The following is a 15,600-nucleotide window of genomic DNA, read 5'->3' on the forward strand; positions in this document are numbered from 1 at the left end:
TATGTCGATAAGTGATTAGCGAGACATCGCTTTTTGAGTCTCGTTTCACAGGGTAACTCCATAGCCACGCGCGTTCCGGTGAATCTACGGTGTGCAGAACTCCTGCGTGCGCGAATTCATCTTAGCCCCGCAGCACAGGGGTTTTTGCAACGCGGTGAAAGTTTCCACTGTTGCAAAACATCGGCAGGTAGAACTACGGAACGAAGAATAGCGCAGGCGGTGCAAACCTTCCGATCGAAGATCGACTGTGGCGTGACCGGTTGAGTGAATATGACTGGCAACAAAAAAGCCCGGCGCGATGCCGGGCTGTTTGACGCGTGCGATGTTCGATCGGATCGGCCGACCGATTGGTTCGCCGTTACCTGGCTCGTTACTTGGCGAGCTTGGCGATCTGCGCGGTGAGGCGCGAGACTTTGCGGCTGGCGTTGTTCTTGTGAATGATGTTGCGCTGGGCGGCGCGCATCAAGGCGGGCTCGGCATTCGCCAGCGCCTTCACGGCAGCGGCGCGGTCGCCGGTCGCGATGGCTTCTTCGACGTTACGCACGGCACCGCGCATCTGGGTGCGGCGCGACTTGTTGACGGCGGTGCGGCGGGCGATCTTGCGCGTCGCTTTCTTGGCGGAAGTGGTATTGGCCATGGTCTCAATATCCTTTGCGGGTACCGGTCGCGTCTTGGTCGGGTAGCGCCGGCTTGCTTGACCGCGGAATCGACGCTCGGATTTAGGGTGTTCGGTTGCTGGGCTGTCCCCGGAACATGAGGCCGCAAAGAGCTCTAAGCCCAGGGAGCCTGCAACTGCTCAAAGAACAGCGGCGGCAGGATTGCGCCCGCCGCCAGTTGGCGCCCTTATAGAGAGGGTCTTCGGCACCGTCAACGCTTTCCAGGCTGGAAAAGCGGCCCCCGGGGCGCTCCAGGGGCGTCGTAACGCCCTGAAGAGGTTGAATTTCTGCCGTCTCCCGGCTATTGGCTGGCGGCGTTTTGTCGGCTCCTCCGATCGGACGACCATATAAGGTGAGGCATGATCCGCGGTTTTTTCCGACTGATTGGGCTGTTGCTGCTCGCTGGCGGGTTCATCTTCATGGTCTATGACGGCGCCCGCTGGGTGGCCGACCAGACCCTCAAATTCACCCGGTTCGGCCAGTTCTGGAACGACATCAATCAGGCCAGCCAATCGGCATTCCGCACCTGGGTCGAGGCCAAGGCGCCCTGGCTCTGGACCTCGGTGATCCGCCTGCTGCTGGATCAGCCGGTGTTCGCCGTCCTCGGCATTCTCGGCATCCTGCTGATGATCCTGTTCCGGCCGCGGAAACCGCTGATCGGCTATTCCCGGGATTGATCCTCAATTCCCGGGATTGAGCGCTCGCGAGGCGTTCGGCGTAACAAGGCCGCTCTCGCCAGCGTAGATCCCTATATTCCCACCTGATCGCGAGCACGCCGCCTGAGCATCTGGCTCGGGCGACGGACGGCTCGTCTGCGGAGATCCAATCATGCTGTTCATGCGCAAGACCACCGCATTGCCGAGCGCAACTGAAGCGCTGCCTGGCCGTGCGCAAGCCATTCCGACCGCGACCACCCATTTCGTCAACGGCAGCAAGCTCAAGCCGCCTTATCCCGCTGGCCTCGAGCAGGCCGTGTTCGGGCTCGGCTGCTTCTGGGGCGCCGAGCGCAAGTTCTGGCAGCTCGGCGATGGCATCTACACCACCGCCGTCGGCTATGCCGGCGGCCATACGCCGAACCCGACCTATGAAGAGACCTGCTCGGGACGAACCGGTCACACCGAAGTGGTGCTGGTCGTGTTCGATCCGAACAAGCTGTCTTACGAGAAGCTCCTGCAGACGTTCTGGGAGAGCCACAACCCGACGCAGGGCATGCGTCAGGGCAACGATGTCGGCACGCAATATCGTAGCGCGATCTACACCTATTCCGATGCGCAGAAGAAGGCGGCCGACGAGTCGAAGGCGCTCTATCAGAAGGCGCTTGCTGCAAAAGGCCTCGGTGCCATCACCACCGAAATCGCGCCATCAGGCGAATTCTATTTCGCTGAGGACTACCATCAGCAATATCTGGCGAAGAATCCCGCCGGCTATTGCGGCTTAGGGGGCACCGGCGTGTCCTGCCCGATCGGCGTCGGCGTGAGCGCGTAGGTCCCACCAGAAGTTCGTCATGCCCGGGACAAGCCCGGGCATGACGGAGTGTGCGGCAGCTATCGCGCCCGCAAAGCACCCCGCCCCGCTCAACGCTTTATTAACCATAACCGGTGCATCACTTAAGCCGTCTCGTTTCGAGGGATTGGTCCGGTGCCGGTTGCACGCGCGTTTCGATGGTCGATCTTGGCAGCGTCCCTGGCAGCGTCCGCCGCGCTGACCCTTGGCGGCTGCATGCAGACCGCCGGCCCCGTCGCGGTGATGCAGCCGCGCGCCGATCTCGATTCCATGGCCTATGGCCAGCCCTACAGTGCGCCGCAGCCGGTTGTCGTCGCTGATGGCGGCGGCGCCATCGGCGCGCTGCGTAATTCCTTTGCCTCTTCGCCCGCACCGATGCCGGTCGGCTACGCCGCGCCGATGCGCTATGACGCTTCCTACCATCTCGACGCCGGCGACAAGCTCCGCGTCGTGGTCTACGGCCAGGAAGGTCTCACCAACAGCTATGCCATCGACGCCGGCGGATCCATCACCATGCCGCTGATCGGTGCAGTGCCGGCCCGCGGCCGCACCACGGCGGGCCTTGCCGGCGAGATCGCCGCGCGCCTGCGCAACGGTTACATCCGCGAGCCCTCGGTCGCGGTCGAGATCGAGGCCTATCGCCCGTTCTTCATTCTCGGCGAAGTCACGGCGCCCGGCCAATATCCTTACGTGCCGAACATGACGGTCGAGAGTGCGGTCGCAATCGCCGGCGGTTTCTCGCCCCGCGCCAAGCGCGACGTGGTCACCATCACGCACACCGAGAACGGCGGCTCCATGCGCGCCGTGGTGCCGCTCGGCACCCCCTTGAACCCCGGCGACACCGTGTTCGTCGGCGAGCGCTGGTTCTAGCTCACCGCCTGAAATCCAGCCGCCCGTCAGGAAAACATCCATCGATCCTGTTAGCGTCGATGACGCGTCCGACCCATGGCCGTGTGATCGCCGGCGTGGTCAGGTTGACATATTTTCCGACCAGCCGATCCGCGCCCTCGCGTGCGGCCTCGATCAGCCCGTGCCGGCGGCCATTGTCCCAGTCGAAGCGCAGATAGATACGGCTGCCCGTGATGCGCACTTCCGCGCGCCCTTGTTTCCACGTCTCCGCCGTGTCGCCGGCGATGGTCGGATCGGCGCCGCCGTTCCAGCGGCTCGCCCAGATGCCTCCGAGCGGATCGGATGGCGCTGCGATCGCTGCCCACGCCGGCGCATTGCCGTCCGCGGCACCGCCAGGCAGCGTGGCCGTCGCGGCATAAGCCATCACTTCGTAATCATCGGGTGAGGGGACATCCATGGTTCCGAACGGATTGCGGATGACGAGGTGCGTGATGGCTTGCGGCATGGCGATCTCCCGGCGTGAGTTGGCTCGATTGGCCAGCTCTATCGCCGGGCGGCAGGATGCAGCCACCCGATTCCTGCTTTGAGATGGCGCAACTCTCTCCTCTTGTCATTCCGGGGCGCGCGATAGCGCGAGCCCGGAATCCATCGCGCCACCATCGCTGACGCCCGATGGATTCCGGGTTCGACGCTGACGCGTCGCCCCGGAATGACAGACGAAAGAGACGCGCCCTATTTCAAATGCTTCGCGAAAAAGTCCATGCTGCGCGGCCAGGCGATGTCGGCGCTGGCCTTGTCGTAGCTCGCGCGCTCGTCGCAATGGAAGCCGTGCTGGGCGCCCGGATAGACGAACACCTCCACGTCCGGCCGCTTCGACTTGATGGTCTCGACGTCGGTCAGGGGGATGCCCGCATCCTTCTCGCCGAAATGCAGTTGCGTCGGCGCCTTCGGCGTCTCGTCTGCGAAGCGCACGACCGCGCCGCCGTAATAGCCGATCGCAGCCTTCAGTCCCGACAGCCGCGTCGCCGCGACAAAGGCGATGCTGCCCCCCAGGCAAAAGCCGATGATGCCCACCGGACCCACGCTCTTCACCGCATCGATCGCGGCCTGGGTGTCGCGCAGCATCGCCGCCCAATCGGGGCTGGCGACGAACTTGCGGGCTTCGGCGATCTCATCGGGCGAATAGCCCGACTGGAAGCCCGGCGTGGTGCGGTCGAAGATCGACGGCGCGATCGCCACATAGCCTTCCCCGGCGAGGCGGTCGCAGACCGAGCGGATGTGGTGATTGACGCCAAAGATCTCCTGGATCACCACCACCGCGCCCTTCGGCGTACCACCGGGATCGGCGCGATAGGCGCCAAACTGGAAATTGTCGGAGGCCGTCAGCTTGATGTCGTGTCCCACGCGGGTTGTCCTTCTTGGTTGGTCGTCGATAGGGAAATTCGCTCGTTCCACAATCTCGTCATGCCCGGGCATAGCCGTCTGAAGGACGGCGTCGCTTCGCTCGCCTATGTCCCGGGCATCCACGTTCTTGGTGCCGCACGGAAGATCTTGGATGGTCGGGACAAGCCCGGCCATGACGAAGCCGAAACTTCAGCGTAAAGCTCCGCTCATCATGCGCCGTGGTCCGAGGCCGTGAGCGGCAACACCTACTCCCACATCCAGTTCTCGCCGTAATCCTCCTTCCACCCTGCCAGCCGTCCATGACGGAATTGCAGGAACAGGCGGTGGCGGTAGGGGATCAAGCCGCTGCCGCCGATGTTGCGCAGCGCGAGATAGATCTCGTTGCCGGGCCGGCCCCGCACATATTGCAGCGGCTGCCCGAGGGCGCGGGCGGTTTGCTCGGCATCCATGCCGAAGGCGAGCGGCGTATTGTTCGACAAGGTCGTGACGAAGGGCTGGCGCGGCGGCACAGTGCCGAAGGGTTCGGCGTGCGCTGCCGACAACAGGGCCGCTGTTGCGCCCGCCGCGAAGATCGCTCGCATCATGGTCTAGCGTCCCTGATTGTCCGGCCTATGCCGGCAAGTTCTTCAGGAAAGGCTCGACCGCGTCAACAAAAGCCTTGGGTTGATCGATGTTGACGGCGTGGCCGGCCGCGGGGATCACGACCTTTTGTGCGCCGGGGATTTTTGCCGCCATGTAATCGGACGCGGCGAGGAACGGCGTGTCGTCGGCGCCGACCACGATCAGGCAGGGCACCCTGATGTCGGGCAGCAGCTCGATCACGCGCGCATCCCGCTGGGTCAGCATGCCGCGCGCGGCGAGCGCCAATCCCCTGGCGTTGCGGTGGCTCGCGGTGGCGCGCTCGCGCGTCGCCGATTTCAGCATGTCGAGACCTTCGCGATCGAGCTTGTCGGCGGTGCCGAGTGCCCGCGCGTTCCAGGCATCGCGGGCGTCGTCCTTCTTGAAGCCGGGCCCCGTGTCGATGATCAGCAGCGCACGGGCGGCTTGCGGATAGGTGCGATAGAACGCGAGCGACATGTAGCCGCCGAGCGAGAGACCACCGATGATCGCGCGCTCAGCGCCGACAGCGTTGAGGACCGCCGCCATGTCGCCGACCGTCAGAGTTTCACTATAGGCGTTGGGATCATCGGGATAATCGGACTGGCCGTGGCCGCGCATGTCCCACAGCACGAGCATGTGGTCCCTCGCGAGCGCATCGACCTGCCCATGCCACATCGCCGACGTCGAGGAATAGCCGTGGGTGAGCAGCAGCGGCGGACCGTCGCCGTGAACTTCGTAGTAGATATTGACGCCGTCGCGATCGATCCTTGGCATTGCTTCCGCCCCTTTCTTTTTGTTCTAGCCGCAATCTCAGTGTTTCACTCTCCCCCTCCAGGGGAGGGTAAGGTTCGCGGTTGGCTGCATTCTACTTCGCCAAGTTACCTGGAAGAAACTGCCTGAAAGCGATGGCACGCATGTCTGACGCACGCGCTGTTGTGTCCAGTGGCTGCGTCGGCGCCGTTGGCGCGGCGCACAACGAGCGAGTGCAGAGGCGGTTTTTTCGACTCGTTCCAAATTGCATTTGCCACGGCACGCGAACCCGATCATTCTCGCCGCCAAGGCTGACGCCAGCCCGGTGGGCGTCCGCTATTCAAGTTGCCGCCGTAAGCGGCTTCATGCACCGGCAGGGGAAGACGCCTATGCCAACACTCACCATCAACGGGCGGAGTATGTCCGTGGATGCGGCGAACGACACGCCGCTCCTCTGGGCGATCCGCGAGCAATTGCAGATGACCGGCACCAAGTTCGGCTGCGGTGCCGGGCTGTGCGGGGCCTGCACCGTGCACGTCAACGGCGAAGCCGTGCGCTCGTGCCAGACCATGGTCGGCGACGTCGCCGGCAAGAAGATCACCACCATCGAAGGCCTTTCCGCCAAGGGCGATCATCCCTTGCAGAAGGCGTGGGTCGCCGAGCAGGTGCCGCAATGCGGGTACTGCCAGTCCGGGCAGATCATGCAGGCAGCTTCGCTGCTGTCGAAGAATCCCAATCCGACCAAGGAAGAAGTCGTGGCGCATATGGACGGCAACCTCTGCCGCTGCATGACCTATTCGCGGATCCAGAAGGCGATCATGCGAGCCGCATCCGAGATGCGCACCGCGTCCGCCTCCGGCAACGAACGGAGGCCCACATGAATAAGCACGTCAAGAACGTCACCCCCGCGACGACCGATCTCAGCCGCCGCTCCTTCCTTGTCGGCACCGCCGCAAGCGGCCTCGTGCTCGGCTATGCCGGCGTGCCCGGCATCGATTCCGCGTCGGCTGCGGCTCCCGCCAATTTCGAGCCGAGCGTCTGGTATGCGATCTCGCCGGATGGTCTCGTCACCGTGACCTGCGGCAAGGCCGACATGGGCCAGCACATCGCCTCCACCATGGCGCAGATCGTCTGCGAGGAGTTGGGCGCGAAATGGAGCGACATGCGCGTCGCGCTCGCCTCCAACGATCCGAAGTTCAACGATCCCGTGCTCGGCGCACAGATCACCGGCGGCAGCTGGTCGACCATGATGAACTTCGAGGCGATGAGCCGGGCGGGTGCGGCCGGTCGCATTGCGTTGACGGAGGCCGCCGCTGCAGCCATGGGGCTGCCGCCCTACTTCAAGGACCAGCTGGTGGTGCGCGATTCCATCGTCTCGCATCCGAAGTCGAAGAAGCAGATGTCGTTTGCCGACATCGTCAAGAGCGGCAAGGCGACCAAGACCTTCACGCCGGACGAGCTGAAGGCGATCAAGCTGAAGACGCCGGACCAATACACCATGATCGGCGTGTCGGTGCCGCAGCTCGACATCCCCTCCAAGACCAATGGCACCGCCAAGTACGGCATCGACGTGATGCTGCCGGGCATGGCCTACGGCAAGGTGGTGACCCCGCCGGTACGCTTCGGCGCGACGGTGAAGTCGGTCGACGACAGCGATGCCAAGAAGGTGCCCGGCTTCATGAAAGCCGTCATCCTCGACGACAAGACCGGAACCACCTCCGGCTGGGTCGTCGCGGTGGCGAGCACCTACGCCAACGCGCGCAAGGCGGCGGATGCGCTGAAGATCGCCTATGACGGCGGTCCGAACGCAAAACTGTCGAGCCAGTCGCTGCTGGACGAGGCCAAGCGGCTTCAGGGCCTGGAGGATTCCGGCCAGTTCTTCGTCAAGGACGGCGATCCGAACGCGGCCTTCGGTTCGGCGGCCAAGGTGGTGGAGGCGGAGTACACCACCAGCATCAACATCCATGCGCCGCTGGAGCCGATGAACGCCACTGCGGAGTTCAAGGGCGACATCCTGCACATCTATTCCGGCAACCAGTTCGCGACACGCTCCGGCGCGATCGCTGCGGGTGCGGCCGGGATCGATCCGAAATTCGTCGTGATGCATCAGCATTGGCTGGGCGGCGGCTTTGGCCGCAGGCTCGATGCCGACATGATGATTCCGGCGGTGCAGGCGGCGAAGGCGGTCGGCAAGCCGGTCAAGGTGATCTACTCGCGCGAGAACGACATGACGATGGATTTCTCGCGTCCGCTCACCTATCAAAAGGTCAAGGCCGGCGTGGACGGCGACGGCAAGCTCGTCGCGCTCAGCCACGACGTGGTCTCGGCCTGGCCGACCGCGCGCTGGGGAATCCCCGATTTCCTGACGCCCTCGGTCGACAAGAAGGGTCCGCTCGACAGCTTCACGGTGAACGGCGCCGACTTCTTCTACACCGTGCCCAACCATTATGTGCGCGCGATCAAGAACGAGCTCGCGCACAACGCCACGCCGTCCGGCCAGCTCCGTTCGGTGGCGCCGGGCTGGACCTTCTGGGCGGTCGAAAGCATGATCGACGAGATCGCGGCGGCCACGGGCAAGGATCCCGCGCAGTTCCGCATCTCGCTGCTCGACGGCGCCGGCAAGAACGACGGCGGCGCGCAGCGGCTGCGCAACACACTGCTCGCCGCGATGGGACTGTCGGGCTACGGCACCAGGCCATTGCCGAAAGGCGAGGGCATGGGGGTTGCCTGCGTCTCGTCGCAGGAGCGCGCGACCGCAAGCTGGACGGCGTGCGTCGCCCATGTCGCGGTGGCGCCGTCGGGCGCGGTCACCGTGAAGAAGCTCACGGTCGCAACCGACGTCGGCACGCAGGTGCATCCCGACAATATCCGTGCCCAGGTCGAGGGCGCGGCGCTGTGGGGCCTGTCGCTGGCGATGTACGAGAAGGCGACGCTGAAGGACGGTGGCATCGAGCAGACCAATTTCGATAGCTACACGCCCTTGCGCATGAGCCAGATGCCCGAGGTCGCGGTTACCGTGATCGCCAATGGCGAGAAGGCCACCGGCGTCGGCGAGCCCGCGGTCACCGTGGTCGCCCCTGCCATCGGCAACGCCATCTTCAACGCCTCAGGCGCCCGTGTGCGGGCACTGCCGATCACGGCGGAAGCCGTGAAGGCGAGCATGAAGGCGTAACGCCGAGCGTGATTGCTGAATGAGACGATCCGCCGGAGGCCAACCTCCGGCGGATTTGTTTGTGGTGATCCGTATCCCCACAAGCCGTCATGCCCGGGCTCGTCCCGGGCATCCACGTTCTTCGTGCTCCCGGGCCAAAGGCCGTGGATGGCCGGGACGAGCCCGGCCATGACGGTGAGAATTCCTCTTATCCATCAATGGCTTCCTACTGTGCATGGGGTTGTTTTCGCGATTTTTGAGTTCTCCCTCCTGGAACCCACATCCGTAAAATTGCGCCCAATTCCGCAAAGTTCCATTGAGCACGCCTCTTAAGGGCCGGAGAACCTGATCCGGCTTAGGCTGACGCCAAATCCAATCCCGTGCTTTGGGGAAGTCATGAACGCCTCAGCCAAAACCGCCGCCAAACGCCGGCTTCTGCTCGCCTCCGACCGGAGCGACGAGAGCACCGAGCTCGCCAGCATCCTGAAGGCGGTCGGCGATGTCTCGACGGTGACGACGCAGGGGATTCCCGAGCAGCCCTCGCGCGATCTCTCCGGCCTCGTGGTCGATATCAACCTGCGCTCGCCCGAAAGCGTGCAGCGCGTGCGCAACAAGCTGCGCGGCGATGCCTATCGTTCGATGCCGCGGCTGTTCGTGCTCGCCGATGCCCTGCATCACGGCACCATGCAGGCCTGGGCGCTGGGCGCCACCGACACGATCTCGCGGCCGCTCCAGGCCGACGCCATCCTTCAGCGCATCCGCGCAGCCTTCCCGGACACCGCCGCCTATGACGCGACCGACCGCGGCAAGACGCTCAACCGCGGCGTCGAGGCGGCGCACGCGGTGCTGGCGAAGATGTTCGAGAAGCTGCCGCTCGGCGTGCCCCTGACCTTCGACGACGTGATCGCCGCCGAGAGCAAGATCCTGAAGGCGATCAAGCATTCCTCGCTGCGCGAATGGCTCACCACGGTGGGCTGCCACCATGTCGGCAGCTACCGGCACTGCCTGTTCGTCACCGGCTTCGCCGTCTCCTTCGCGCAGCACCTCGGCATGCGCGAGGACGACCAGCGCCGCCTGACCCGCGCCGCGCTGCTGCACGATGTCGGCAAGGCCTTCGTTCCCTCCGCGCTGCTCGACAAGCCCGGCAAGCTCTCCGACGATGAGATGGCCGAGGTCCGCCAGCATCCGCGCCGCGGCTATGACGCGCTCGCAGCCCAAGGCGGGTTCCCGCCGGAGATGCTCGACGTCGTGCTGCATCACCACGAATTCCTCGACGGCTCAGGTTATCCGAACGGCCTGTCGTCGAACCAGATCAGCGACATCGTCCGTCTGACGACGATCGTCGACATCTACGCCGCGCTGGTCGAGAAACGCGCCTACCGCATGCCCTTCACGCATTCCCGTGCGTTCGGGATGATGGAAGGCATGGGCGGCAAGCTCGATCAGCAGCTGCTGCAGGCGTTCAGGCCCGTGGCGCTGGGGTCGTTTTAGGCGAGATGCCGTAGGGTGGGTTAGCCGAAGGCGTAACCCACCTCTTTAGTATCCGCAGAGACAGAAGTGGTGGGTTACGCTTCGCTAACCCACCCTACGGCACCGTCCTCACCCCACCATCTTCCGCAGCTCCGCCTTCGCCACCTTCTCCAGTGTCGAGCGCGGCATGTCGTCGACGAACCTGATCTCGCGCGGCAGCTTGAAGTCGGCGAGGCCGTTGCGGCAGGCGGCCATCACGCGTTCGTGCAGATCTGGCGCAGCACCGGCGACGCCGCCTTGCGGGATGATGAAGACCACCGGCACCTCGTCCAGCATCGGATGCGACTTGGCCACGACAGCCGCCTCGCGCACGCCCGGCACCAGGGCGATCACCTGCTCGATCTCGGAGGCCGCGACGTTCTCGCCGCCGACCTTCAGCATGTCCTTGGCGCGGTCGCCGAACTTGATGTAGCCGTTCGCGAGCCGCTCGACGCGGTCGCCGGTGAGGAAGAAGCCGTGCGCGTCAAAACTCTCGCGCGTCGCATTCTCGTTGTGCAGATATTCGGCGAACAGCGACAGGCCGGGGATGCCCTTGATCGCGAGATTGCCGGTGTCGCCGACCTCGGTCGGCCGGCCGTCGTCGCCGGTGATGCGGATTTCATATTCCGGCGCGGCGCGGCCGATCGACATGGGTATGTTGGGCTGGTCGACTTCACCGACGATGCCGTGGGTGATGGTCTCGGTCATGCCCCACCAGCCGATGACCTTGACGCCGAACGCCGCGAAGGCCGGCGGTTCGTTGATCGCAGTGCCCCACAGGCGGAATTTGTGATCCCTCGGGATCTCCTGCTCGAGCAGCGCTTTCATGCAGAACGGAATCGTCGAGGTCCAGGTCGCGCCGTGCTCGCGCGCGACGCCCCAGAACCGGCTGGCCGAGAAGCGTGGCTGGATCACGCAGGTGGCGCCGACCCACAGCGTCGCCAGCATGGAGTAGGCGAGGGCATTGGTGTGGAACAGCGGCAGATAGGTCTGGTGCACGTCGCTTGCGTGCAGGTCCTCGTGCGCGGCGTTGATCTTCGCGCCCCACAGCGCGTTGGCGTGGGTCCACAGCACCGCCTTGGGGCGCGAGGTCGTGCCCGAGGTGTACTGCACGCTGCACGGCGCCAGCGGATCGGCCGCGCGCCTGGGGCGGTCGGCGCTGTCGGCGAACAGGGATTCAAAACTGTCGCCCCGCGAGACGCCTAGCGCCGGCGCCGCCCCTGCATCGTGCGAGATCACCGCCATCCAGCTTATGTTGCGGCAATTCTGCGCGACGATCTCCGCATAGGCCGGCTGCGTGATCGCGGCGACCGCGCCGCAATGATCGGCGAAATACGCGATCTCGGCCGGCGCCGAGCGCGTGTTGGTGGTGACCGCGATGGCCCCGAGCTCGACGCAGGCAAACCAGGCCAGCAGCGCCTCGATGCAATTGTCGAGATGAATGAGCACATATTCGCCCGGCTTCACGCCGCGCCGTGCCAGCCCTGCCGCGAGCGCGCCGACCCGCTCGTGAAATTCGCCATAGCTCCAGTGCCGCGCCGGCGCATCGAACGGCGCCCAGATCAGGAACGGATGATCACGCCGGACCTCGGCACGCATCCTCAAGAGCCAGGGCACGTCGAGCCCGTCGAATGGGCCGACGATTCCGGCCGCGGTCTGGTGAAGTGGCATGATTCCTCCCGTGCAGCCTGCATCTTGATGGCGGCTGCCTTTTGATGATTGCGTCTTCCTGCCACCGGACGGCGCGGCGAGAAGATCCGCGGGGACGCGGAAATGCACGCTCTCTCCCCGTCATTGCGAGCGCAGCGAAGCAATCCAGTCCGTCTCCGCGGGGGCGGTCTGGATTGCCTCGTCGCAAGAGCTCCTCGCAATGACGGTGTTTGGGGCGGGCAGCGAGCCCACCCTCTCTCAATCCTCGTACGACGAAATCTCGATCAGGCTGCCGTCCGGATCCCGGCAATAGACCGAGCGCAGCGTGCCGCGCGCGCCCTGCTTGGGAACCGGGCCTTCCTCGATCGCGACGCCGTGTGCCTGCAAATGCGCCACCACCTCATTGGGCGTGGCGGAGGTGAGGAAGCAGAGATCCTCGCTTCCGGCGGTCTGGTGGTCCGCGGTGAACCACTCCACCTTGTCGGCATCGCGCGGCCGGACGTTGATCTTCTGGTTACCAAAGACCAGCGAAGTCCGCGGCGCTTTGCCGCCGCCGGGGTCGAACACCTTGACTTCCATGCCGAGAATCTTGCCGTACCACTCCGCGGTGGCCGAGACGTCGGCGACGTTGATCACGAGATGATCGAGGGCTTCGACCTTGACGACCATGCCTTATCCTTTCGTCGCGATGCGCCCCGCCCACTTTGCGCCTGCGGCAAGCTTTGTTACAACCTCGCGGACGCCGGCTTCAAGCTATCTGGCTTCAAGAACAACACGTTGGGAGAACCCTTGAGATGATCACTCGCCGTACCGCGCTGGGCCTGCTCGCCGCCAGTCCGCTTGCAGCCACCCCGCTGTCGAAGGCCCTTGCCGCCGATTATCCGGCCCGCCCGGTGAAATGGGTGGTCGGCTATCCGCCGGGCGGGGCCACCGACATCCTGGCGCGGCTGATCGGCCAGCGCCTGTCGGAAAAGCTCGGCCAGCAATTCGTGATCGAGAACAAGCCGGGTGCCGGCAACAATATCGCCACCGAATCGGTCGTCAATGCCGAGGCCGACGGCTACACGCTGCAACTGGTCAATCCGGCCAACTACATCAACGCCTCGCTCTACACCAATCTGAAGTTCAACTTCGTGCGCGACATCGCGCCGGTCGCCTCGTTCCAGCGCGTGCCGAACGTGATGACCGTCAACAAGGACGTGCCGGCCAAGAACGTCGCCGAGTTCATCGAATACGTGAAGGCCAATCCCGGCAAGGTCAACATGGCCTCGTCCGGCAACGGCACCTCGGTGCATCTGTCCGGCGAGATGTTCATGGCCATGACCGGCTGCAAGATGCAGCACGTGCCCTATCGCGGCGCGGCGCCCGCGATCACCGACATGCTCGCCGGCCAGGTGCAGGTGATCTTCGACAACATGCCCTCGATCATCCAGCACATCCGCTCCGGCTCGCTCCGCGCCATCGGCGTCACCACCACGGAACGCTCGCCGCAGCTGCCTGACGTGCAGCCGATCGCAGACACCGTCAAGGGCTATGAGGCCAGCGCACTGTTCGGCATGGGCGCGCCGAAGAACACGCCGAAGGAAATCATCGCCAAGCTCAACGCCGAGGTCAACGCGGTGATCAAGGAGCCCGACATGGCCAAGCGTCTGGTCGAGCTCGGCGGCGAGCCGCGGGCGCAGACGCCCGAGGCGTTCGGCGAGGAGATCAAGGCCGAGACCGAGAAGTGGAAGAAGGTCGTCGAGTTCGCCGGCCTGAAGGTCGAGTAGCGGTCTTGTGATCGTGAGGATAGGAGCCCTGCCGTCCGGCAGGGCTTTTTTCTTGCGTGCTTTGTTTCGTTGATCTGGAATAAAACGGCGCTGCGAAACCTGATAAGGGATGGCGCCGTATCTCGGGCCAGCTAGAGAGGAGTTGGATCATGCGCAAGACGCAATTGGTGCTGCTGACGTTCAGTGCGGCGGTCCTGGCCGGCTTCGCCACCGTCACGCCCGCGGCCGCGCGCGACTATCCATGGTGCGCCCAGGGCGGCGAATTTGATTATCCCGGCGAATGCACCTACAGCAGCTATGAACAATGCCAGGCCAGCGTGTCCGGCCGGCTCTTGTACTGCGATCGCAATCCGCGCTTCGCCTACGGCCAAGGGCAGCCGCCGCAACCGCGTCCGCCGCGGCGCGTGCGGCCTGTTGCTCCGTATTGAGGATCGACTGACTTCGTAGCCCGGATTTCGTTGCGCTCCATCCGGGCGACGGCTCGCGCCGCTATCGCTTCGCTTCCGCCTGCTCCGTCGCGTTGCACGAGATCAGCATCGTGTACGGCCTGGCGTTTCCGGCGATGTCGGTGGTCTTGAGCTCACCCTTCGGCTCGGCCGTCTGGTAGGGCACCACGGAATTGTCGAGAAAGTCGCGCAGCGCACCCGTCTTGATGGCGAAGTTGATAATCTCCGGAATGTTGCCGGTCGCGGCGGCGATGCGCAACGCCGGGATCTTTGCGGTGACCACGCCCACGATCTGACCGGTGGTGTCGAACAGCGGGCCGCCGCTATTGCCGGGCTGCACCGGCGCGCTGATCTGCAGAAAGCGCGTATCGTTGCGCATGCCGCTGAGCGAGCTCGCGATGCCGGTCGTCACGGTGAAGTCCGACGAGAGCAAGCCATGGAACGGAAAGCCGATGACGATGACGGAATCGCCGGAGCGGATCGAGCGGTCGCGAATCCGCGCAAAGTCCTTGAATGTCGTCGTCGATGGCGCCTGCAGGAGAGCGAGGTCGTTGCTTGCGTCGCTCGACACGACGCGCAGCACCATCGAGACCTCACCGGTGAGATTGCCCTTGATGTCGCCGACGCAGCCGTCGATCACATGATGGTTGGTGACGATGTGACCGTTCGCGCTCACCACGAAGCCGGTGCCGGTCTTGGCCCTGGCAACTTTGCTGCCCGCCGGCGGCGATGGCTGCTTCTCCGCCGTGGCGGCCGGTTTGGCCGCCCCCTTGGTGAAGTCGCCGGCCTTGTCGAGCCCGTCGGCTTTCACCTTGCTCACGCAATTCGCCAATGCCGCGATCACCGGCCCGGTCGATGTCAGATCGAAATTCAGCACGGTGCGGCCGCTGGTTGCGACCATCAGGCTTGCCTTCTGAAATGTACGCACCACGTTGGCGGGCATGACCGCCGTGAGCATGTTCGGCTGATTGGCCGTGGCGAACAGCCTCGCCTGCTCCTGTCCGTCGAAGATGACGTCGATCGCGGCGTTCTCACCTTGCTTGAAGCGGTAGCTGGGACTCGCAAAGGCGAGCGACCAGGTGCCGACAGCGTTGTAGCCGACCACCAGGATAACGCCGTTGAGGTAAGGCGTCGTCGCGGCGCAATGGGAGAAGGCGCCGGTCTGGTCGTTGCTGAAGGCGCCGCCGATCCAATTGCCGACATTGACGCTGCCGAACGGGCCCGCCGCATTCGCGGCTCCGGCGATACCAATTTGCAATAAAGATCCGAGAATTAATGACTTAAGCCACATACCAGCCCCCGGGACGCTTTTG

At 64.6% G+C, this 15,600-nt stretch carries 16 protein-coding genes; 8 read left to right on the top strand and 8 right to left on the bottom strand.

The window, feature by feature from the left end; all coding sequences use genetic code 11:
* Positions 1 to 370 precede the first annotated feature (370 nt).
* Positions 371 to 637, bottom strand: coding sequence for a 30S ribosomal protein S20 (rpsT, locus tag GDN70_RS04225; RefSeq protein WP_018319466.1), 267 nt, complete (start codon positions 635 to 637; stop codon positions 371 to 373).
* Positions 638 to 1,015: 378 nt separating this feature from the next.
* Between rpsT and GDN70_RS04230 the strand changes: the two genes are divergently transcribed.
* The 3 genes from GDN70_RS04230 (at position 1,016) to GDN70_RS04240 (ending at position 3,029) form a co-directional block, all read left to right on the top strand.
* Positions 1,016 to 1,333, top strand: a complete 318-nt coding sequence (locus tag GDN70_RS04230; RefSeq protein ID WP_028139549.1) for a hypothetical protein — start codon at positions 1,016 to 1,018, stop codon at positions 1,331 to 1,333.
* Between the two features lie 151 nt (positions 1,334 to 1,484).
* Positions 1,485 to 2,141: a peptide-methionine (S)-S-oxide reductase MsrA gene (gene msrA, locus GDN70_RS04235; protein ID WP_028139550.1), complete on the top strand. Its 657-nt coding sequence runs from the start codon at positions 1,485 to 1,487 to the stop codon at positions 2,139 to 2,141.
* A 153-nt stretch (positions 2,142 to 2,294) separates the two neighbouring features.
* Positions 2,295 to 3,029 carry a polysaccharide biosynthesis/export family protein gene (locus tag GDN70_RS04240; RefSeq protein ID WP_028139551.1) on the top strand — a complete coding sequence of 245 codons (735 nt, stop codon included), beginning with the start codon at positions 2,295 to 2,297 and terminating at the stop codon, positions 3,027 to 3,029.
* A 1-nt stretch (position 3,030) separates the two neighbouring features.
* Here the strand turns inward: GDN70_RS04240 and GDN70_RS04245 are convergent, their stop codons facing one another.
* The 4 genes from GDN70_RS04245 to GDN70_RS04260 all read right to left on the bottom strand — a co-directional run bounded on the left by GDN70_RS04245 (position 3,031) and on the right by GDN70_RS04260 (position 5,786).
* Positions 3,031 to 3,513 (bottom strand): hypothetical protein, encoded by a 483-nt coding sequence (locus tag GDN70_RS04245; RefSeq protein WP_152102189.1) that lies wholly within the window; start codon positions 3,511 to 3,513, stop codon positions 3,031 to 3,033.
* Positions 3,514 to 3,740: 227 nt separating this feature from the next.
* Positions 3,741 to 4,412 carry a dienelactone hydrolase family protein gene (locus tag GDN70_RS04250; RefSeq protein ID WP_095424957.1) on the bottom strand — a complete coding sequence of 224 codons (672 nt, stop codon included), beginning with the start codon at positions 4,410 to 4,412 and terminating at the stop codon, positions 3,741 to 3,743.
* A gap of 245 nt (positions 4,413 to 4,657) precedes the next feature.
* Positions 4,658 to 4,996 (bottom strand): hypothetical protein, encoded by a 339-nt coding sequence (locus tag GDN70_RS04255; RefSeq protein ID WP_028139554.1) that lies wholly within the window; start codon positions 4,994 to 4,996, stop codon positions 4,658 to 4,660.
* A gap of 25 nt (positions 4,997 to 5,021) precedes the next feature.
* The gene (locus GDN70_RS04260; RefSeq protein ID WP_095424955.1) at positions 5,022 to 5,786 is read right to left on the bottom strand and encodes an alpha/beta fold hydrolase; all 765 of its coding nucleotides are present in this window, start codon (positions 5,784 to 5,786) and stop codon (positions 5,022 to 5,024) included.
* Positions 5,787 to 6,151: 365 nt separating this feature from the next.
* On the opposite strand from GDN70_RS04260, the gene GDN70_RS04265 reads away from it, so the two are divergent.
* The 3 genes from GDN70_RS04265 to GDN70_RS04275 all read left to right on the top strand — a co-directional run bounded on the left by GDN70_RS04265 (position 6,152) and on the right by GDN70_RS04275 (position 10,404).
* Positions 6,152 to 6,643 carry a (2Fe-2S)-binding protein gene (locus GDN70_RS04265; RefSeq protein ID WP_028139556.1) on the top strand — a complete coding sequence of 164 codons (492 nt, stop codon included), beginning with the start codon at positions 6,152 to 6,154 and terminating at the stop codon, positions 6,641 to 6,643.
* The gene (locus tag GDN70_RS04270) at positions 6,640 to 8,934 is read left to right on the top strand and encodes a molybdopterin cofactor-binding domain-containing protein (protein ID WP_152102190.1); all 2,295 of its coding nucleotides are present in this window, start codon (positions 6,640 to 6,642) and stop codon (positions 8,932 to 8,934) included. The genes GDN70_RS04265 and GDN70_RS04270 overlap by 4 nt, the downstream gene beginning before the upstream one ends.
* Positions 8,935 to 9,309: 375 nt before the next feature.
* Positions 9,310 to 10,404 carry an HD-GYP domain-containing protein gene (locus GDN70_RS04275; protein WP_038949405.1) on the top strand — a complete coding sequence of 365 codons (1,095 nt, stop codon included), beginning with the start codon at positions 9,310 to 9,312 and terminating at the stop codon, positions 10,402 to 10,404.
* A 108-nt stretch (positions 10,405 to 10,512) separates the two neighbouring features.
* On the opposite strand, the gene GDN70_RS04280 is transcribed toward GDN70_RS04275, so the two are convergent.
* Together GDN70_RS04280 and GDN70_RS04290 are read right to left on the bottom strand one after the other, a co-directional pair.
* Entirely contained in the window at positions 10,513 to 12,093 is a 1,581-nt protein-coding gene (locus GDN70_RS04280; protein ID WP_038949404.1) for an AMP-binding protein, read from the bottom strand.
* A 237-nt stretch (positions 12,094 to 12,330) separates the two neighbouring features.
* Positions 12,331 to 12,741, bottom strand: coding sequence for a VOC family protein (locus GDN70_RS04290; protein WP_038949402.1), 411 nt, complete (start codon positions 12,739 to 12,741; stop codon positions 12,331 to 12,333).
* A gap of 125 nt (positions 12,742 to 12,866) precedes the next feature.
* Here GDN70_RS04290 and GDN70_RS04295 point away from each other — a divergent pair, with 125 nt between their 5' ends.
* Together GDN70_RS04295 and GDN70_RS04300 are read left to right on the top strand one after the other, a co-directional pair.
* Complete coding sequence (locus GDN70_RS04295; protein WP_038970653.1) at positions 12,867 to 13,841, top strand: tripartite tricarboxylate transporter substrate binding protein; 975 nt, start codon at positions 12,867 to 12,869, stop codon at positions 13,839 to 13,841.
* Between the two features lie 149 nt (positions 13,842 to 13,990).
* The gene (locus GDN70_RS04300; protein WP_038949400.1) at positions 13,991 to 14,269 is read left to right on the top strand and encodes a DUF3551 domain-containing protein; all 279 of its coding nucleotides are present in this window, start codon (positions 13,991 to 13,993) and stop codon (positions 14,267 to 14,269) included.
* A 61-nt stretch (positions 14,270 to 14,330) separates the two neighbouring features.
* On the opposite strand, the gene GDN70_RS04305 is transcribed toward GDN70_RS04300, so the two are convergent.
* A complete protein-coding gene (locus tag GDN70_RS04305) occupies positions 14,331 to 15,578 on the bottom strand; it encodes a S1C family serine protease (RefSeq protein WP_152102191.1) in 1,248 nt (415 codons plus the stop codon).
* Positions 15,579 to 15,600: the final 22 nt, after the last annotated feature.

The sequence above is a fragment of the Bradyrhizobium sp. TM102 genome (genome assembly GCF_009176685.1).
In the GTDB taxonomy this organism is placed as follows: domain Bacteria; phylum Pseudomonadota; class Alphaproteobacteria; order Rhizobiales; family Xanthobacteraceae; genus Bradyrhizobium; species Bradyrhizobium ottawaense.